Here is a 19,239-nt window from a genome sequence, read left to right as displayed (position 1 = left end):
GTGCCACCGGGGTACTCGGCAGGCGGCATGACCGGTTCCGGTTGGACACTGGTGTCGAACCGGTGGCTGCCGGTCGACGAGACCAGGACGACTGCCATGCAACACGACACGACACCCACGACCCGTACGACGGACGTCGTCTCCACGCACACCGCCTTCGGTGCGCCCTGCTGGGTGAGCCTCACCAGCCGCGATCTGCGGGCCACCGAGGAGTTCTACACCGCCGTACTGGGCTGGGAGTGGCGGAAGGCCAAGCTCGGCGACCACTTCCGGATCGCCCTGGCCAATGGCGCGCCGGTCGCCGGGATCGCCGCGGTCGCCGCCATGTGGCACATGGCGGTCGCCTGGACGCCGTACTTCGCCGTGCGCAGCGCGGACGAGGCGGTGGGCCGGGCGCAGGAGCGCGGCGGTACGGCGGCGGTCGGGCCGATCGCCCTGCCGCCCGGCCGGGCGGCACTGCTCGCCGACCGGGACGGAGCCACCTTCGGCATCTGGGAGGGCGAGCTGGTCACCGACTGGGAGACCTGGCGCCGTGCCTCGCCGGCCTTCATCCGCCTGCACACCAGAGACGCCTTCGACGCGGCGATCTTCTACGGCGAGGTCCTGGAGTGGGCGGCGAGCCGCGGCTGCTGCGAGGTCAACTACGAGGGCGAGGAGGTCGTCCTGCGCAGCGGCGGCGACGTGGTGGCCCGCATCGAGTCCGGCGCCCTGGGGGCGGCGCCCGACCCGACCATCCGGCCGCACTGGCAGATCCACTTCGCCGTCGGCGATGTGGCGGCCTGCGCCCGGGCGGCGGAGCACCACGGCGGCAGCGTGCTGCGTCTGGACGCCGACGAGGCGGTGCTGCGGGATCCCGACGGCGCGCAGTTCACGGTGACGGCACGCCGGCAGCGGTGAGGGCGTCCCGGGCGGCGGCCTTCTTCACCGGCGTTCCCGCGCCCAGCCCCTCTTCCGTGCCGGCGGCTGGTTCCGCGACGGCCGTGACAGCAGGACGAGGCTGCGTGCCTCAACCGTGAGGCCGGTGCCCGCCTTGTGCTCGGTCTCGTCCGGCGGGCCCTGCGGGTCGGCGGTGTCGATGAGGGTGGTCCAGCGTTCCCCGTACGTCCTGTCCGGCAGCCGGAAGTCCACCGGCTCCCAGTAGCTGTTGAGCAGCAGCAGGAAGGAGTCGTCGGTCACGCGGCGGCCGTAGGCGTCCGGTTCGGCGATGGCGTCGCCGTTGAGGAAGACGCCGACGGAGTGCGCGTCGGAGCGCTGCCAGTCCTCGTCCGACATCTCGGTGGCGTCCGGCTGCAGCCACACCAGGTCGGGCAGCGGCTGCCCGGCGTGCGTGACCGTCTCGCCCCGGAAGAAGCGCCGGCGGCGCAGCACCGGATGGGCGGCCCGCAGCGCGATGACGTACCGCGCGAAGTCCCGCAGGTCCCGCTGCTCCTCGGTCAGCCGCCAGTCGATCCAGGAGACCTCGTTGTCCTGGCAGTAGGCGTTGTTGTTGCCGCCCTGGGTGCGCCCGATCTCGTCGCCGTGGCAGAGCATCGGGATGCCCTGGGACAGCAGCAGGGTGGCGAGGAAGTTGCGCTGCTGGCGGGCGCGCAGGTCGAGCACGGCCGGGTCGTCGGAGTCGCCCTCGGCGCCGCAGTTCCAGGACCGGTTGTCGCTCTCGCCGTCGCGGTTGCCCTCGCCGTTGGCCTCGTTGTGCTTGTCGTTGTACGACACGAGGTCGCGCAGGGTGAATCCGTCGTGCGCGGTGACGAAATTGACGCTGGCGCGCGGCCGGCGCCGGCTGTGCTGGTACAGGTCGGAGGAGCCGGTCAGCCGGGACGCGAACTCGCCGAGCGTGTGCTCCTCACCGCGCCAGAAGTCCCGTACGGCGTCGCGGTACTTGCCGTTCCACTCCGACCACAGCGGCGGGAAGTTGCCCACCTGGTAGCCGCCCTCGCCGACGTCCCACGGCTCGGCGATCAGCTTGACCCTGCTGATGACCGGGTCCTGCTGGATCAGGTCGAAGAACGCCGACAGCCGGTCCACCTCGTGGAACTGCCGGGCCAGCGTGGCCGCGAGGTCGAAGCGGAAGCCGTCGACGTGCATCTCGGTGACCCAGTACCGCAGCGAGTCCATGATCAGCTGAAGGACGTACGGGTGCCGCATGAGGAGGCTGTTGCCGGTGCCGGTGGTGTCGTAGTAGTGCCTGAAGTCGCCGTCGACCAGGCGGTAGTACGAGGAGTTGTCGATGCCCCGGAAGGAGAGCGTGGGGCCCTTCTCGTTGCCCTCGGCGGTGTGGTTGTAGACCACGTCGAGGATCACTTCGAGCCCGGCCGCATGCAGCGCCTTGACCATCGACTTGAACTCGGCGACCTGCCGGCCCCTGGTGCCGTGCGCGGCGTAGGCGTTGTGCGGGGCGAAGAAGCCGATCGTGTTGTAGCCCCAGTAGTTGGACAGGCCGCGGTCCTGGAGCACACCGTCCTGCACGAACTGGTGCACCGGCATCAGCTCGACGGCGGTCACGCCGAGTGACGTGAGGTGGTCGACGATCGCGGGGTGGGCGAGTCCGGCGTAGGTGCCGCGCAGTTCGGGCGGCACGTCCGGGTGCGTACGGCTGAGTCCGCGGACGTGCGCCTCGTAGATCACGGTGTCGGCGTACGGCCGTCGGATCGGGCGGTCGTGGCCCCAGTCGAACGCCGGGTCGGTGACCACGCCCAGCATGGTGTGCCCGGCGCTGTCGGCCGGGTCGGGGCCGGACGCCGAGCGCTCGTACAGCGAGGGGTGGTTGTCGATCTGCCCGTCCACGGCGGTGGCGTACGGGTCGAGCAGCAGCTTCGCGGGGTTGCAGCGCTGGCCGGCGGCCGGGTGCCAGGGTCCGTGCACCCGGTAGCCGTAGCGCTGGCCGGGCCCGACGTCGGGCAGATAGCCGTGCCAGACGAAGCCGTCGACCTCGGTCAGGGGGACGTCGCGGTGGCGGCCCCCGTCGTCGACCAGGACGAGTTCGACGCGTTCGGCGACCTCGCTGAACAGCGCGAAGTTCGTGCCCTTGCCGTCGTAGGCGGCGCCCAAGGGGTAGGGGTGCCCGCTCCACGCGGGCACCCCGTCCTTGCGGTTCGGCTGTTTCGTCACCGCGCGTCCTCCAGGGCGCCGTCGGCCGGCCTCGGCGGGGTGGCCAGGGCGGCGACCGGGATCTCGCGGGGCACCTGCAGCCCCTCGCGCAGACTGGGCGCGGGCGCCTTCGGCACCAGCGGGACGCGCTGGCCGGCGCGGGCCCGCTGCGAGAACCAGATGACCTTGCTGCCGGTGTCGGTGGCGCAGCAGCCCCAGCCGTCGCTCACCGCGGCGATGTGCTCCAGGCACGCCCGCAGATCCTGGTCGGGGCGGAGGTCCTGGTCGTTGTCACCGACTGCGGTGATCAGGTGCTGGCCGTTCCACCACATCTCGATCGACGTGTGCTTGTCCGTCGCGTGCTCGTCGATGGCCTTCAGCAGCAGCTCGGCGCTGCGGCAGACGGGCGTGACGAGCGTTTCCAGGTCCCAGTACTTCAGGTGGGCCGCGAGGATGCGGCTGACCTGTCCCACGCGTTCCGGGCTGACTTCCACGTCGAGGTGGTAGTAGCAGGGCACTGCGGTCTTCATCGTCGTGGCTCCTCACCGACGAGGCTCTTGCTCCCTCGCCCTAGCGGGCCGACCCCCCGAACACGAAGCGTGAATGCCGATCGCTTCTGAGTCACATCAACAGTGCGGGCGCTAGCCCATTCGTGCAACACGAGCGAATGGGTGAGGTGATTGAAGCTCTAACAAGACGCTGGGTCGTCGTGCGTGCACCATGAGTGAAGGCCTCGATCGCCGTAACGGATCCGTGCCCCTCGCGGGCCCGGCCACCGGCCCGACCGTCGGGAACGTGCCCATCGAGCGCCCGGAAGGTGAACGGCGCCATGCTGCTACCCGCCAGAGCCGAAGTCACCCGGCAACTGCGGCGGTACCGGGCCTGGGAGCGCGCGATGCTCGCGGCCCCCGCCGACAGTGCGGTGCGGACCGGCTTCGAGGACTCGGGCTACACCCTCTGCGTGCTGATGGGGAAGCGTTGCGCGCGGGAGGCCGCCGAGGCGGCCGAGCGCTATCTGCGCACCACGCTGGCCACCTACCTGCGGGACGAGACCTGCCGTCCACGTCCGGGGCGCGTCCCCCGACGGGGACCCCCGAAGGGCCGGCGTTCCCGAGCGGGGCGCTAGCCCGCTTCAGGTGCAGGATCCCGAGCCGGGCCGAGGGGCCCGGCTTTGAGTACGACGGAGGTGAGACCCATGAGTATGACTGAGGCCATCGGCCGCATTCCGGTCCGGGACGTCCATCCCGCGGTGGACTGCGGCAGGCGTCCGGCGAAGGCCGTCCCTGGAGAGACGTTCCAGGTCACGGCCACTGTGTTCCGTGAGGGCCATGACGCGGTCGCCGCCAATGTCGTGCTGAGGGATCCCCAGGGCCGCCCCGGCCCCTGGACGCCGATGCGCGAACTCGCCCCCGGCACCGACCGCTGGGGCGCCGACGTCACGCCGGACGCCGTCGGCCTGTGGACGTACTCCGTCGAGGCGTGGAGCGACCCGATCACCACCTGGCGCCGTGTCGCCGGGATCAAGGTTCCGGCGGGCATCGACACCGGCCTGGTCCTCGAAGAGGGCGCCGGGCTGTACGAGCGGGCCGCCGCCGACGTTCCCGATCGGGCGGCCCGCGAGGTCGTGCTGGCCGCCGCGCGAACCCTCCGGGACGACTCGCTGCCGATCGCCACCCGCCTCGCGGCGGCGTTGACGCCGGAGGTCGATGCGGTGCTCGCGGTGTACCCGCTGCGGGAGTTGGTGACCGCGTCCGAGCCGTTGCCGCTGCTGGTGGAGCGCGAGCGCGCGTTGTTCGGGTCGTGGTACGAGTTCTTCCCGCGCTCCGAGGGCACGCCCGAGCGCCCGCACGGCACCTTCCGCACCGCCGCGCGCCGCCTTGCGGCCATCGCCGCGATGGGCTTCGACGTCGTCTACCTGCCGCCGATTCACCCGATCGGCAGCACCTTCCGCAAGGGCCCCAACAACACCCTGTCCGCCGGCCCCGACGACGTCGGCGTGCCCTGGGCGATCGGCTCGCCCGAGGGCGGCCACGACGCCGTCCACCCCGACCTGGGCACCCTGGAGGACTTCGACTGGTTCGTCACCCAGGCCAAGAGCCACGGGCTGGAGATCGCCCTCGACTTCGCCCTGCAGTGCTCCCCGGACCACCCCTGGGTCGACAAGCACCCCGACTGGTTCCACCACCGGCCCGACGGCTCCATCGCCCACGCCGAGAACCCGCCGAAGAAGTACCAGGACATCTACCCCATCGCCTTCGACCGCGACATGGACGGCCTGGTCACCGAGACGCTGCGGGTGCTGCGGCACTGGATGGCCCACGGCGTGCGCGTCTTCCGCGTCGACAACCCGCACACCAAGCCGGTGATGTTCTGGGAACGCGTCATCGCCGACGTCAACCGCACCGACCCGGACGTGATCTTCCTGGCGGAGGCGTTCACCCGCCCCGCGATGATGCACACCCTGGCCCAGATCGGCTTCCAGCAGTCGTACACGTACTTCACCTGGCGCAACACCAAGCAGGAGCTGACGGAGTATCTGACCGAGCTGTCCGGTGAGGCGGCCGCCTACATGCGGCCGAACTTCTTCGTCAACACCCCCGACATCCTGCACGCCTACCTCCAGCACGGTGGCCGCCCCGCCTTCGAGGCCCGCGCCGTCCTGGCGGCCACCCTCTCCCCCACCTGGGGCGTCTACAGCGGCTACGAGCTGTGCGAGAACACCCCCCTGCGCGAGGGCAGCGAGGAGTACCTCGACTCCGAGAAGTACCAGCTCAAGCCCCGCGACTGGGACGACCCGAACAGCATCGCCCCCCTCATCACGCAGCTGAACACGATCCGGCGCAACCATCCCGCCCTGCGCCGGCTCCGCAACCTCCGCTTCCATCACACGGACAACGACGCGCTGATCGCGTACAGCAAACGCACCGGCTCCGACACCGTCCTGGTGGTCGTGAACCTCGACCCGCACCACACCCAGGAGGCCACGGTCTCGTTGGACATGCCGCACCTCGGCCTGGACTGGCACGACTCCGTGTCCGTGCGCGACGAACTGACGGGTGAGACCTATCAGTGGGGCAGCACCAACTACGTGCGTCTGGAGCCCGGCCGGGCCCCCGCCCACGTGCTCCATGTCCAGTGGCCACCCGTGTCGCCGCAGAACGGAGGGTAAGCAGCGTCATGACTGTCAACGAGCCCGTCCCGGACACCTTCGAGGACACACCCGCCAAGGACCGGGACCCTCAGTGGTTCAAGCGTGCCGTCTTCTACGAGGTCCTCGTCCGCTCCTTCCAGGACAGCAACGGCGACGGCGTCGGCGACCTCAAGGGCCTGACCGCCAAGCTCGACTACCTGCAGTGGCTCGGCGTCGACTGCCTCTGGCTCCCGCCCTTCTTCAAGTCCCCGCTGCGCGACGGCGGCTACGACGTCTCCGACTACACGGCCGTCCTGCCCGAGTTCGGTGACCTCGCCGACTTCGTCGAGTTCGTCGACGCCGCCCACCAGCGCGGCATCCGCGTCATCATCGACTTCGTCATGAACCACACCAGCGACCAGCACCCGTGGTTCCAGGAATCCCGCAGAGACCCCGACGGCCCCTACGGCGACTACTACATGTGGGCCGACGACGACAAGCAGTACCAGGACGCCCGGATCATCTTCGTCGACACGGAAGTGTCCAACTGGACCTTCGACCCGGTGCGCAAGCAGTACTTCTTCCACCGGTTCTTCTCCCACCAGCCGGACCTCAACTACGAGAACCCGGCCGTGCAGGAGGAGATCCTGGCCGCCCTCCGCTTCTGGCTGGACCTCGGCATCGACGGCTACCGGCTGGACGCCGTGCCCTACCTCTACGCCGAGGAGGGCACCAACTGCGAAAACCTCCCGGCCACGCACGAGTTCCTCCAGCGCGTCCGCCGCGAGATCGACGCGCTGTACCCGGACACGGTCCTGCTCGCCGAGGCCAACCAGTGGCCGGAGGACGTCGTCGACTACTTCGGCGACTACACCTCCGGCGGCGACGAATGCCACATGGCGTTCCACTTCCCGGTCATGCCGCGGATCTTCATGGCGGTGCGGCGGGAGTCCCGCTACCCGGTCTCGGAGATCCTCGCCAAGACCCCGGCGATCCCGTCCGGCTGCCAGTGGGGCATCTTCCTGCGCAACCACGACGAGCTCACGCTCGAAATGGTCACCGACGAAGAGCGCGACTACATGTACGCGGAGTACGCCAAGGACCCGCGCATGCGCGCCAACATCGGCATCCGCCGCCGACTCGCCCCGCTGCTGGACAACGACCGGCACACGATCGAGCTGTTCACCGCCCTGCTGCTGTCCCTCCCCGGCAGCCCGATCCTGTACTACGGCGACGAGATCGGCATGGGCGACAACATCTGGCTCGGCGACCGCGACGCCGTGCGCACCCCCATGCAGTGGACCCCCGACCGCAACGCGGGCTTCTCCACCTGCGACCCGGGCCGGCTCACCCTCCCGACCATCATGGACCCGGTCTACGGCTACCAGGTCACCAACGTCGAGGCGTCCATGGCGTCGCCCTCGTCGCTGCTGCACTGGACCCGCCGGATGATCGAGATCCGCAAGCAGAACCCCGCCTTCGGACTCGGCTCGTACACCGAACTGCAGTCGTCGAACCCCGCGGTGCTCGCCTTCCTGCGCGAGTACGAGGACGACCTGGTGCTGTGCGTCAGCAACTTCGCCCGGTTCGCCCAGCCGACCGAGCTGGACCTGCGCGAGTTCGCCGGCCGGCATCCGGTCGAGCTGTTCGGCGGGGTGCGGTTCCCCGCCATCGGTGAGCTGCCGTATCTGCTGACCCTGGGGGGCCACGGCTTCTACTGGTTCCGGCTCGTCCGAGTCGCATCTCGTATCGGCCGACGACTGTGAGCGTGCGCCGACGAAAGGAGGCGTCACCATGACGAAGACCGCATCCCTCCTGCCGAGCGACAGTGGGCTCACCGCGTCCATGTCCTCACTCGACGGGCTGCTGCGCGAGTGGCTGCCCCGGCAGCGCTGGTTCGCAGGCAAGGACCGGCCCGTCACGGACCTGCGCCTGCTGTCGCTGACGGAGCTGTTTCCGGGCTGTCTGCATCTGCTGGTGCACGCCGGACACGCGGGCGGCCACAGCGCTCTCGCCGGGGTGCCCTCCCCCTGGGGCACTCCCCCGCCCGGGGACTGCTACCAGCTGTTCCTCGGCGTCCGGGAGCATCCGTCGCCGCGCCTGGGCCGGGCCCTGATCGGCCAGGCGCAGGACGGCCCGCTGGTGGGGATGACGGTCTACGACGCCCTTCAGGACCTCCGTTCGGCGCAGCTGCTGCTGGAACGTCTGCGGCACCCGGGCACCGCCGGGCCGCTGCGCTTCGAGGCCGACCCGGCCAAGCCGGTCCCGGCCGGACTGGTGCCGCGGGTACTGGACGCCGAGCAGTCGAACTCCTCGCTGGTGTACGGCGACGAGTTCATCCTGAAGGTCTTCCGGCGCATCCAGCCCGGCATCAACCCCGACCTGGAAGTGCCGGGCGCGCTGGCCGGGCAGGGCTGCGACCGGGTGCCCGCGCCCGTGGCCTGGTTCCACACCACCCAGCCGCAGGAGGCCACGCTCGGTGTGCTCCAGCCCTTCCTGCGCAACGCCTCCGACGGCTGGACCCTTGCCCTGCACGCACTCGCCACCGGCAGCGACTTCACCGCCGAGGCGCGTGCGCTGGGGCGGGCCACGGCCGAGGTGCACCTGGCGCTGGCCGCGGCGTTCACCGCAGGCGGGCGGTGCGAGAACGGGCGTATGGCGGCGGCGATGACCGAACGCCTCGACGCCGCCGCGCACAGCGTTCCGGCGCTGAGGCCGTTCGTGCCCGGGCTGCGGTCGGCGTTCAGCGCGCTGCTGACGTGCGACGCCGGGCCGCCGGCCCAGCGCATCCACGGCGATCTGCATCTGGGGCAGGTGCTGCGGGCGGGCCGCGAGTGGTTCGTGATCGACTTCGAGGGCGAGCCGTCCCGTCCGCTCGCCGAACGGCGCAGCGCCCAGTCCCCCGTCCGGGACATCGCGGGCATGCTGCGCTCCTTCGACTACGCGGCCCGGCAGCGCCGGCCCTGGCGTCCGCAGTGGGCGCGCCGCTGCCGGGAGGCCTACTGCGCGGGCTACGCGGCCCGGGCGGGCTGGGATCCCCGTAAGAAGCACGGCCTGCTGCGTGCTTACGAGACGGATCGGGCGGTGTACGAGGCACTGTACGAGGCCAGGCACCGCCCGGACTGGCTTCCCGTACCCATGGCGGCGATCGAACGACTCGCCGTGAGAGGAGACTGAAAGCCGTGGCGCTGCGCGACATCACACCCCCGAAGAGGCCCGGCCCGCTCCCGTCGGCTCGAACGCCCGGCGGGAGCGCGCCCGAGCCGGACCCGGCCGACCGGGAACGCCTGCTGGCGGGCGCGCATCACGACCCGCACGCCCTGCTAGGCGCGCACCCTGTCCCCGGCGGGATCGCCGTGCGGGCGCTCCGGCCGTTCGCGAGCGCGGTGAGCGTGCTGACCGACGGGAAGCGGGTCGCGCTCACCTCGGAGGGCGACGGCCTCTTCTCGGCCGTACTGCCGATGAAGACGATCCCGGACTACACGCTGCTCGTGGCGTACGGGGAGGACGAGTACGAGGTCCATGATCCGTACCGCTTCCTGCCCGCCCTCGGTGAGCTCGACCTGCATCTGATCAGGGAGGGCCGGCACGAGCAGCTGTGGCAGGCGCTGGGCGCCGAGCCCATGACACACCAGGGCGTGACCGGCACCCGGTTCACGGTGTGGGCGCCGAACGCGCGCGGGGTGCGGGTCGCCGGGGACTTCTGCCACTGGGACGGGACGGCGTTCCCGATGCGGTCGCTGGGCGCCTCCGGAGTGTGGGAGCTGTTCCTGCCGGGCATCGGCGAGGGCACCCGGTACAAGTTCGAGATCACCTCGCAGTACGGCCACCGGTTCCTGAAGGCCGACCCGATGGCACGCCGCACGGAGGTGCCGCCGGACACGGCGTCGATCGTGACGGCCTCGCACTACGAGTGGGGCGACCAGGAGTGGATGGCGCACCGCGGGGACAGGCCGGTGCACCAGGCGCCGTTCTCGGTGTACGAGGTCCATCTCCCCTCCTGGCGACCGGGGCTGACGTATCGTCAACTCGCCGAGGAACTGCCGCAGTACGTCAAGGACCTCGGCTTCACGCACGTCGAGCTGATGCCGGTCGCCGAGCATCCCTTCGGCGGCTCCTGGGGCTACCAGGTCACCGGCTTCTACGCGCCGACGGCCCGGCTCGGCAGCCCGGACGACTTCCGGTACTTCGTCGACGCCTGCCACCGGGCCGGGATCGGCGTGATCATGGACTGGGTGCCGGCGCACTTCCCGAAGGACGACTGGGCGCTGGCCCGGTTCGACGGGGACGCGCTGTACGAGCCCGGGAACGCGCAGCGGGCGGAGCATCCGGACTGGGGGACGTACGAGTTCGACTTCGGGCGCACCGAGGTGCGCAACTTCCTGGTCGCCAACGCGGTGTACTGGTGCGAGGAGTTCCACATCGACGGGCTGCGCGTGGACGCCGTCGCCTCGATGCTCTACCTGGACTACTCGCGGGAGTCCGGCCAGTGGACGCCGAACGTCCATGGCGGGCGGGAGGACCTGGACGCGGTGGCGTTCCTGCAGGAGATGAACGCGACGGTGTACCGGCGGGCGCCCGGTGTCGTGACGATCGCCGAGGAGTCCACGGCCTGGGGCGGGGTGACCCGGCCGACCGACAGCGGCGGCCTGGGCTTCGGGCTGAAGTGGAACATGGGCTGGATGCACGACTCGCTCGAGTACATGAGCAAGGATCCGATCCACCGCAAGTACCACCACCACGAGATGACCTTCTCGATGATCTACGCCTACAGCGAGAACTACGTGCTGCCCATCTCGCACGACGAGGTCGTCCACGGCAAGCAGGCGCTGGTCACCAAGATGCCCGGCGACTGGTGGCAGCGCCGCGCCAACCATCGCGCGTACCTCGGCTTCATGTGGGCCCACCCGGGCAAGCAGCTGCTGTTCATGGGGCAGGAGTTCGCCCAGGGCGGCGAGTGGTCCCAGGAGCACGGCCCCGAGTGGTGGCTGCTCGAACCCGGCTACTGCGCGGCGGGCGATCACCGTGGGGTGCAGGACCTGGTCCGCGACCTCAACGCCCGCTACCTGGCCACGCCGGCGCTCTGGCAGCGGGACACCGACCCCGGGGGCTTCCAGTGGGTGGAGTGCGACGCGGCCGACGACAACGTCTTCGCGTTCCTGCGGTACGACGAGCAGGGCAGCCCCCTGCTGGCGATCTCCCACTTCTCCCCGGCCGTCCGGCACGACTACCGGATCGGCGTCCCCGGCGACGTCCCGGCCTGGCAGGAGATCCTCAACACCGACGCGTCGCGGTACGGCGGCGGCGACATCACCCACCCCGACCCGGTCAAGGCCGAGGCGCAGGAGTCGCACGGCCGTCCCGCGAGCATCCGGCTGACCCTGCCGCCCCTGGCCACGGTCTGGCTGCGCCCGGCCTGACGGCGGCCGCGCACGGCCTTCAGGTGTCCGAGTGGCCTTCCAGGGGCATTCGGAGACGTACGGCGGGCCTGAAGCCGTCGTGCAGGGTCGACGAAAGGCCGCATGAGGTGCGCACCGTCGGAGTGGAGGAGGAACTCCTCCTGGTGGACCCGGAGAGCGGGGAGCCGCGGGCGCGGTCGGCCGCCGTGCTGGCGCGTGCCGCGCACGACCATGCCGACGGTTTCGTCTTCGAGAAGGAACTCCACGATCAGATGCTGGAGTTCAACACGCATCCGCAGACGGACATGGCGGACCTGGGCGCGGAGATCGTCCGCTGCCGCGAGGAGGCGGCGCGCAACGCCGGGGAGATCGGCTGCTCGGTGGCGGCGCTGGCCACGTCGCCGCTGCCCGTCAAGCCCGCGGTCGGCGCGCACTATCGCTACCAGTGGATGGCGCAGGAGTACGGGATCGCGACGCAGGAGCAGCTCGTCCTCGGTTGCCATGTCCATGTGGCCGTCGAGTCCGACGAGGAGGGCGTCGCGGTCATCGACCGGGTGCGGCCGTGGCTGGCGGTGCTGTCGGCGCTGAGCGCCAACTCGCCCTACTGGCAGGGCAAGGACACCAGTTACAGCAGTTACCGCAGCCGGGTGTGGCAGCGCTGGCCGTCGGCCGGGCCGACCGAGCTGTTCGGCTCGGCCGAGCGGTATCGCCGGCGGGTGGCGGACATGATGGCCACCGGGACCCTCCTCGACGAGGCCATGGTCTACTTCGACGCCCGGCTGTCCCGGAACTACCCCACCGTCGAGGTCCGGGTCGCGGACGTCTGTCTGCACGCGGACACCGCCGTCCTCATCGCAGCCCTCGTCCGCGGGCTGGTCGAGACGGCCGCGCGCGAGTGGCGGGCGGGCCGGGGGCCGGCCGAGCACAGCGTGAGCGTGCTGCGTCTCGCCGCCTGGCGGGCGGCCCGCTCGGGGCTCACCGGGGAGCTGCTGCACCCGGCGGTGATGCGGGCGGCGCCCGCGGAGACGGTCGTACGGGCCCTGCTGGAGCACGTCGGAGACGCGCTCAAGGACACCGGGGACCTGGCCCGGGCGCAGGACTCCTGCGCCGAGCTACTACGACGCGGCAACGGCGCGCGAGTGCAGCGGGAGCTGCTCGCGCGGACGGGAAGCCTGCGGGACGTCGTCCTGCAGTGCACCCGGCACACCCAGGGGTGACGCCGCACGCCGGAGCGACACCGGGCGCGGGCTGACGCCGGGCGTCGGGCTGACGCCAGGCGTCGGGCTGACGCCGGGCATCGGGGGTGACACCGGGCGCCGCGGTGACGCCAGGCGTCGGGCTGAGCCGCGCGCCGGGGCGACGCCGAGCGCGGGCTGACGCCAGGCGTCGGGGCTGACGCCAGGCGTCGGGGCTGACGCCAGGCGTCGGGGCTGACGCCACGTGCCGAGGCTCACGCCAGGCGTCGGGCTGACGCCAGGCATCGGGGCTGACGCCGCGCGCCGGGGCTGGCGTCGGGTGTCGGGCGTGATGCCAGGTGATGAGGTGGCGTCATGGGGCTGTCTGCCGCTACAGCATCAGCATCAGGCCGTACGCCAGGAAGAACGCCGCGACCAGCACGGCGACGACGATGATCAGCGTCAGCGGTGCCTTGGCCCAGCCCTTGGGCGGGTTGTGCGTCTCCCGGGGCAGGGCTCCCGGCATGCTGCTCTCCGCGGGCGGGGTCTCTCCGGGGGGTACGGAGCCGCCCGGTTCCAGCCCTGTCGAGCGGTCGGGTTCGGGATCGGGATTGGTGTGACTCATGCCGTCCGAGTCCCCCGAACGCGCCGAGATCATCAAGGCGGAAGGCCAGTTCTCCGTTCCCGGCACGAAAGGGTCTGACCTGGGCTAGATTCGCCACCGTCGATAACAGTTCTCGTCGGCGAGGTCACAGCCCGTACACGTCAGGAGCAGCGCATGCGCGACTTCGCACTCGCTCCCCCCACCGTCTCCTCCATGACCGGCGGGCTCGCCGACAGCCTCTTCGAGACGGCGGCGGACAACCCGACCCTGCCGTTGATCGCGCGCCGCCCCGACCCCTCCGCGACCGAATGGGAGGAGGTCACGGCGATCGAGCTGCGGGACGAAGTCGTCGACCTGGCCAAGGGGCTGGTCGCCTCGGGCATCACGCCGGGACACCGCGTGGCCATCATGGCCCGCACCCGCTACGAGTGGACCGTCCTCAGCTATGCGCTCTGGGCGGTGGGCGCGGAGGTCGTGCCGATCTATCCGACGGCGTCACGCGACCAGGTCGAATGGATCCTCCGGGACGCGAACTGCGTGGCGGTGGTCGTCGAGGACGAGCAGGGCGTGATGACCGTGGGCCCCGTGTGCGCGCGGCTGCCCATGCTGCGGCATGTCTGGCAGCTGGACGCGGGCGCGCTTCAGGAGCTGGCGGAGCGCGGCGAGTTCCTCCCGGCGCTCACGGTCGACTCGCTGCGCCGCATCGTGCTGCCGGACTCCACCGCCGTCATCGCCTACACCTCGGGTACGTCGGGCCGCCCCCTGGGGTGCGCGCTGAGCCACCGGGGTCTGGCGAGCCCGTGCGACATCCTGCTGGCGGGCTGGCGTCAGACGGCGGCGCCGCCCGGCGAGCAGGGCAGAGTCCTCGCCTTCCTGCCGTTCTCCCATGCGTACGGCCTGATGATCCAGGGCCTGTGCATCCGCGGCGGGCTGCTGATGGCCCACGAGCCGAACCTCGGCCAGGAGGCGCTGGCGTCGGCGCTGCGCTCCTTCCGCCCGACGTACTTCTACGCCGTGCCGTCGGTCTTCGAGAAGATGTACAAGAACTTCCTGCGGACGGCCCAGCAGGCGGGCCGCGGTGCCCTGTTCGAGCGGGCCGCGGAGACCGCGCGGGCGTTCGCCGCGGCCACCGAGCGGCAGCGGCTCGGCCGGGGTTCGGGGCCCGGGTTGGAGCTGCGGCTGCACCACGCGCTGTACGAGCGGACGGTGTACCGCCGACTGCGGGCCGCGCTCGGCGGCCAGGTCTGCCGGGGCACCTCGGGCGGCTCGCCGCTCCACCGCGAACTGTCCCTCTTCTACGAGGGCATCGGCATCTACGTACACGACGGCTACGGCCTCACCGAGACCTGCGGCGGCGTGACCATGCAGCCGCTGGGCCGGGAGAAGTCCGGGACGGTCGGGCAGGCGTTGCCGGGCACGGAGATCCGTCTCGCGGACGACGGGGAGATCCTGGTGCGCGGGCCCTCGGTGTTCCAGGGCTACATCAACGACGAGGCGGCGACGCGGGCCGCGCTGTGGGGTGGCTGGCTGGCGACCGGGGACCTGGGGCGGCTGGACTCCGAGGGCTATCTGACGATCACCGGCCGCAAGAAGGACATCATCATCACCAGCAGCGGCAAGAGCGTCGCCCCGGCCGCGCTGGAGCAGCGGCTGCGGATGCATCCCCTGATCCACCAGGCGGTGGTCGTGGGCGACGACCGGCCCTGCGTGGGTGCCCTGATCACCCTGGACCCGGAGTTCCTGGCGCACTGGCGGGCGGCGCTGGCGTTGCCGGGCGACGCGCCGGTCCGCGAGGCCCGCGAGGAGAACGCGCTGCGCGAGGAGGTCGCGCGGGCGGTCGCCGCGGCCAACAGCGCGGTGTCGCGCTCGGAGTCGATCAGGGTGTTCCGGGTGCTGCCGGAGCCGTTCGACGTGACGAACGGGCTGCTGACGCCGTCGATGAAGCTGCGGCGGGACGCGATCGTGCGGCACTACGCCGCGGAGATCGACGCCATGTACGAGGCCCGCTCGCGCCCGCCCCGGCTCGCCGCGCCGGAGGAACCGGCCGGGTGGGACGACTCGGACGACGTGTTCCGCTGAGCCGTCCGGCCGGCCGTCACCGTTCCTCGGCATCGCCGACCTGGTGATCTCCGGCGGGGGTCCGGGGGTCCGGGGGTACGTGTTGTGGGGGACTTCAGGCGCGCGAATTCTCTTTGCGCTCGCGGTGTCGCCGCCTGCTCCGGGCAGCGGTCCGGCGTTCGCGCGGGCAAGGGCCCGCACCCGGCGAATCGGGTACTCCCGGGCGGACAGACGCGTAGGCCCCACGGGTACGGGAACCCGCAGAGTGCGACCCCGTCAGACACAGGCTCAGCCTTGCGAACGAGGGGCTGGAAGGGCGACATGGCAACCGAGCCGCGTTGGGACGAAACACTGGCCGGCCAAGGAATCCCGAGCCGGACGGCAGGGTTCGCCGGTGTGCGGCAGGACGTGACCGGTGCGAGGCTGGCCGCGGAGGGTTTCCTCCGCGACCTGGCCCGCTCCGCGCCGCCCGCGACCCCGGAGTCCTGGCACGACATCCTGCTGGTCGTGACGGAGCTGGCCGCGAACGCGGTCCAGTACGCGCCCGGGCCCTTCCACCTGCGGATACGGCGGACCTACGACGGGGTGCACATCACCGTCCACGACACCAGCAGCACGCCTCCGGCACCCCGCCCCTTCCACCCCAACACCGGCGGTGGCGGCATCGGGTGGCATCTGATCCAGACGTTGTGCGACCAGGTCAGCGTGGTGAGCGACGATCACGGCAAGGACATCCATGTGTTCCTGCCCTGGTGAGGCTCGACGACGATGTGTTCCGCGCCCGCTGCTCGGCACTGTCGGTCAGGCGGTACTCGGCTCGCCCGGCGGCAGGTGGGTGTAGTAGTCACCGACCGTCGTCAGATAGTGCGGGTCGAGGGTCTCGCTGTCGGTGCGAAAGCGCGGGGCCGCCTTGACCTCCGACTTGGTGCAGGCCAGCGAGACCGTACGGTGCTCGGTGTCGATGCCGGTGACCAGGCCCACCGGGACCAGGACACTCCTGCCGAACACCCAGACGCCCGTGTCCACGACCAGATGACTCATGCCGTGCGGGTCGGCCAGCCGGTCCACGCGGCCGAGCGTGCCGTCCGTGCCGTCGACGGTGAACCCCGTGAGGTCCTGTCCCTCGACGTGGCCGGTGCCCGGTGCGTACGACCAGATTCTGTCGATGGTCACGCTGATGACTCCTCCTTCACGCCGGTGTTCCACAGCACCAACTACCCCCGCCGCCCGGTGGCATTCGGCGGGCGGCGGGCCGCTTGAAAGGGCCGATGCGGAGGTGAGCGCCGCCCCGGATCGCGGCCGGGGCGTGCATGCTGGTGGTCCACCTGTTCGTCTGCCTGCCGTGTCCGACTGGCGCAGCGGCTGCGGGCACGGTGGGATCGATGAGGTGCGAAGCCACGATCCAGGGGCACGCGCACGGCGTCGAGGCAGACCGCCCGAACCGCGGAAGGGATGGACATCGTGACACGACCCAGGATCCTGGTGGTGGGCGCGGGCTTCGCGGGAGTGGGGTGCGTACGGCGCCTGGAACGCCGCCTCGCCCCCGACGAGGCCTCGGTCACTCTGGTGACGCCGTACTCCTACCAGCTGTATCTTCCGCTGCTCCCCCAGGTCGCCTCCGGGGTGCTCACGCCGCAGTCGATCGCGCTGTCCCTGCGCCGCAGCCGCAAGTACCGCACGCGGATCATCCCGGGCGGGGCGATCGGCGTCGACCTGAAGGCCAAGATCTGTGTGATCCGCACGATCACCGACGAGATCGTCAACGAGCGGTACGACTACATCGTGCTGGCGCCGGGGAGCGTCACGCGGACGTTCGACATCCCGGGGCTCGTCGACAACGCCTTCGGGATGAAGACGCTGGCCGAGGCCGCCTACATCCGCGACCACGTCATCTCGCAGCTGGACCTCGCCGACGCCAGCCACGACCCGGCCGAGCGGACCTCGCGGCTGCAGTTCGTCGTGGTGGGCGGGGGCTACGCGGGCACGGAGACGGCGGCCTGTCTGCAGCGTCTGACGCGCAACGCCGTCAAGCGCTATCCCCGGCTGGATCCGCGCCTGATCAGGTGGCATCTGATCGACATCGCGCCCAAGCTGATGCCCGAACTGGGCGAGAAGCTGGGGCGCAGCGCCCAGGAGGTGCTGCGCCGGCGCGGTATCGAGGTCTCGCTCGGCGTGTCGATCAAGCAGGCGGGCCCGCATGAGGTGACCTTCACGGACGGCCGGGTGGTGCCCACGCGCACGCTGATCTGGACGGCGGGCGTCGTGGCCAGCCCCCTCATCGCCACGCTGGGCGCGGAGACGGTACGGGGGCGGCTCGCGGTCGCCTCCGAGATGAACCTGCCGGGCCACGACGGGGTGTTCGCGGTGGGCGACGCCGCGGCGGTGCCCGACCGGGCCAAGGACGAGGAGGGGGCGATCTGCCCGCCGACGGCGCAGCACGCGATGCGGCAGGGCAAGAGGGTCGCCGACAACGTCATCGCGACGCTGCGCAACCAGCCGATGCAGCCGTACGTCCACAAGGACCTGGGCCTGGTCGTGGACCTCGGCGGCCGCGACGCGGTCTCCAAACCCCTCGGCATCGAACTGCACGGACTGCCCGCCCAGGCCGTCGCCCGCGGCTACCACTGGGGGGCGCTGCGCACCAACGTCGCCAAGACCCGCGTCATGACCAACTGGCTGCTCAACGCGGTGGCCGGCGACGATTTCGTCCGCACCGGCTTCCAGGCCCGCCGCCCGGCGAAACTCAAGGACTCCGAGTACACGGACTCGTACCTGACGCCCGAGCAGGTACGGGCGCATGTGGAGGGGGCGGGGCCGGTGCAGGGGTGACGGGGGGGCGAAGGTTCTGGCACTGCTACCCCGCCACCCCCGAGCGGGCCCCGTTCCATCGCGGGGCCCGGTCGGTGGGCCTGGCCCGTCAGGCCGCCGCGGAGCCGGGCGGGCGGTGGCCGAGGGCCTCGTCGCGGACGCGGGCGCAGCTGCGGCTGATGAGGCGGGAGACGTGCATCTGGGAGATGCCGAGCCGGTCGGCGATGCGGCTCTGTGTCATGTCCTCGAAGAAGCGCATGTAGAGGATGGCCCGCTCACGCTCCGGCAGGTTGCGCAGGCTCTGCTTGGCGGACTCGCGGTCGACCACCACGTCGTACGAACCGTCCGGCGCGCCGAGGGTGTCCGCGAGGCTGTATCCGTCGTCGTCGGAGGAGAGTTCGGCGTCCAGCGACAGCGTGCTGAAGCTCTCCAGCGCCTCCACGCCCGTGCTCACCTCGTCCTCGGTCAGCCCCGTGTGCGCGGCCATGTCGGCGACGGTGGGCTCCGGCGCGCCCGGGTTCTGGGTCAGTTCCCGGCGGGCCAGCCGCACCTTGTTGCGCAGTTCCTGGACCCGGCGCGGCACGCGCAGCGCCCACATCCGGTCCCGGAAGTGCCGCTTGACCTCCCCGGTGATGGTGGGCACGGCGTAGCTCTCGAAGGCGCCGCGGGTGGGGTCGTACCGGTCGATCGCCTTGACCAGCCCGAGTGCCGCCACCTGGCGGAGGTCCTCCAGGGACTCGCCCCGGTCGCGGAACCGGCCGGCGATGCGGTGGGCCATGGGCAGCCACGCGGCGACGAGTTCGTCCCGCACGGCGTCGCGCTCGGGGCCGTCCTCCAGGGCGTGCAGACGGGCGAAGAGGTCGGCGGTCTCGGGAGCGTCGTCGTGGCGCCGCCGGGCGTGCGCGGGCGAGGCGGAGGAGTCGGGCGTGCCGGGACGGCTTGTCGACATGTCGATGAGCATGCGGAATCGCTCCTGAACTG

General features: G+C 71.2%; 15 protein-coding genes. 10 read left to right on the top strand and 5 right to left on the bottom strand.

The genetic code is table 11. The features are described 5' to 3' along the window. Positions 1–96 precede the first annotated feature (96 nt). Positions 97–897, top strand: a complete 801-nt coding sequence (locus HJD23_RS41870; RefSeq protein ID WP_171108845.1) for a VOC family protein — start codon at positions 97–99, stop codon at positions 895–897. A 24-nt stretch (positions 898–921) separates the two neighbouring features. On the opposite strand, the gene glgX is transcribed toward HJD23_RS41870, so the two are convergent. Together glgX and HJD23_RS41860 are read right to left on the bottom strand one after the other, a co-directional pair. Then, positions 922–3,105, bottom strand: a complete 2,184-nt coding sequence (glgX, locus tag HJD23_RS41865; RefSeq protein WP_171108847.1) for a glycogen debranching protein GlgX — start codon at positions 3,103–3,105, stop codon at positions 922–924. Then, complete coding sequence (locus HJD23_RS41860) at positions 3,102–3,614, bottom strand: pep a2 (protein WP_171108849.1); 513 nt, start codon at positions 3,612–3,614, stop codon at positions 3,102–3,104. Before HJD23_RS41860 ends, glgX begins: the two co-directional genes overlap by 4 nt. Before the next feature lie 299 nt (positions 3,615–3,913). Here HJD23_RS41860 and HJD23_RS41855 point away from each other — a divergent pair, with 299 nt between their 5' ends. From HJD23_RS41855 to HJD23_RS41830, 6 genes are all read left to right on the top strand, one after another. Then, the gene (locus HJD23_RS41855) at positions 3,914–4,210 is read left to right on the top strand and encodes a DUF5133 domain-containing protein (protein ID WP_171108851.1); all 297 of its coding nucleotides are present in this window, start codon (positions 3,914–3,916) and stop codon (positions 4,208–4,210) included. A gap of 69 nt (positions 4,211–4,279) precedes the next feature. Next, entirely contained in the window at positions 4,280–6,253 is a 1,974-nt protein-coding gene (locus tag HJD23_RS41850) for an alpha-1,4-glucan--maltose-1-phosphate maltosyltransferase (protein WP_171134128.1), read from the top strand. 8 nt (positions 6,254–6,261) lie between these two features. Next, the gene (treS, locus tag HJD23_RS41845) at positions 6,262–7,980 is read left to right on the top strand and encodes a maltose alpha-D-glucosyltransferase (RefSeq protein ID WP_171134127.1); all 1,719 of its coding nucleotides are present in this window, start codon (positions 6,262–6,264) and stop codon (positions 7,978–7,980) included. A 28-nt stretch (positions 7,981–8,008) separates the two neighbouring features. After that, positions 8,009–9,391, top strand: coding sequence for a maltokinase (locus tag HJD23_RS41840; RefSeq protein WP_171116056.1), 1,383 nt, complete (start codon positions 8,009–8,011; stop codon positions 9,389–9,391). Between the two features lie 5 nt (positions 9,392–9,396). Then, positions 9,397–11,634 carry a 1,4-alpha-glucan branching enzyme gene (gene glgB / locus HJD23_RS41835; protein ID WP_171116054.1) on the top strand — a complete coding sequence of 746 codons (2,238 nt, stop codon included), beginning with the start codon at positions 9,397–9,399 and terminating at the stop codon, positions 11,632–11,634. A gap of 107 nt (positions 11,635–11,741) precedes the next feature. Continuing rightward, positions 11,742–12,830 carry a glutamate--cysteine ligase gene (locus HJD23_RS41830; protein WP_171116052.1) on the top strand — a complete coding sequence of 363 codons (1,089 nt, stop codon included), beginning with the start codon at positions 11,742–11,744 and terminating at the stop codon, positions 12,828–12,830. 349 nt (positions 12,831–13,179) lie between these two features. Here the strand turns inward: HJD23_RS41830 and HJD23_RS41825 are convergent, their stop codons facing one another. Further along, entirely contained in the window at positions 13,180–13,413 is a 234-nt protein-coding gene (locus HJD23_RS41825) for a DUF6480 family protein (protein WP_141310848.1), read from the bottom strand. A 153-nt stretch (positions 13,414–13,566) separates the two neighbouring features. Here HJD23_RS41825 and HJD23_RS41820 point away from each other — a divergent pair, with 153 nt between their 5' ends. Beyond that, entirely contained in the window at positions 13,567–15,471 is a 1,905-nt protein-coding gene (locus HJD23_RS41820; protein ID WP_171116050.1) for an AMP-dependent synthetase/ligase, read from the top strand. 300 nt (positions 15,472–15,771) lie between these two features. Beyond that, positions 15,772–16,206, top strand: a complete 435-nt coding sequence (locus tag HJD23_RS41815; RefSeq protein WP_171116048.1) for an ATP-binding protein — start codon at positions 15,772–15,774, stop codon at positions 16,204–16,206. 45 nt (positions 16,207–16,251) lie between these two features. On the opposite strand, the gene HJD23_RS41810 is transcribed toward HJD23_RS41815, so the two are convergent. Next, complete coding sequence (locus tag HJD23_RS41810) at positions 16,252–16,623, bottom strand: PRC-barrel domain containing protein (protein WP_171116046.1); 372 nt, start codon at positions 16,621–16,623, stop codon at positions 16,252–16,254. A 279-nt stretch (positions 16,624–16,902) separates the two neighbouring features. On the opposite strand from HJD23_RS41810, the gene HJD23_RS41805 reads away from it, so the two are divergent. Further along, complete coding sequence (locus tag HJD23_RS41805) at positions 16,903–18,279, top strand: NAD(P)/FAD-dependent oxidoreductase (RefSeq protein ID WP_171116044.1); 1,377 nt, start codon at positions 16,903–16,905, stop codon at positions 18,277–18,279. 88 nt (positions 18,280–18,367) lie between these two features. On the opposite strand, the gene HJD23_RS41800 is transcribed toward HJD23_RS41805, so the two are convergent. Next, the gene (locus HJD23_RS41800; RefSeq protein ID WP_171116042.1) at positions 18,368–19,219 is read right to left on the bottom strand and encodes a SigB/SigF/SigG family RNA polymerase sigma factor; all 852 of its coding nucleotides are present in this window, start codon (positions 19,217–19,219) and stop codon (positions 18,368–18,370) included. Positions 19,220–19,239: the final 20 nt, after the last annotated feature.

Source organism: Streptomyces sp. Z423-1, from assembly GCF_013009255.1.
Classification (GTDB): domain Bacteria; phylum Actinomycetota; class Actinomycetes; order Streptomycetales; family Streptomycetaceae; genus Streptomyces; species Streptomyces gossypiisoli.
The sequence above is the reverse complement of the archived record's forward strand: the minus strand, read 5'-3'. Positions and strand labels throughout refer to the sequence as shown.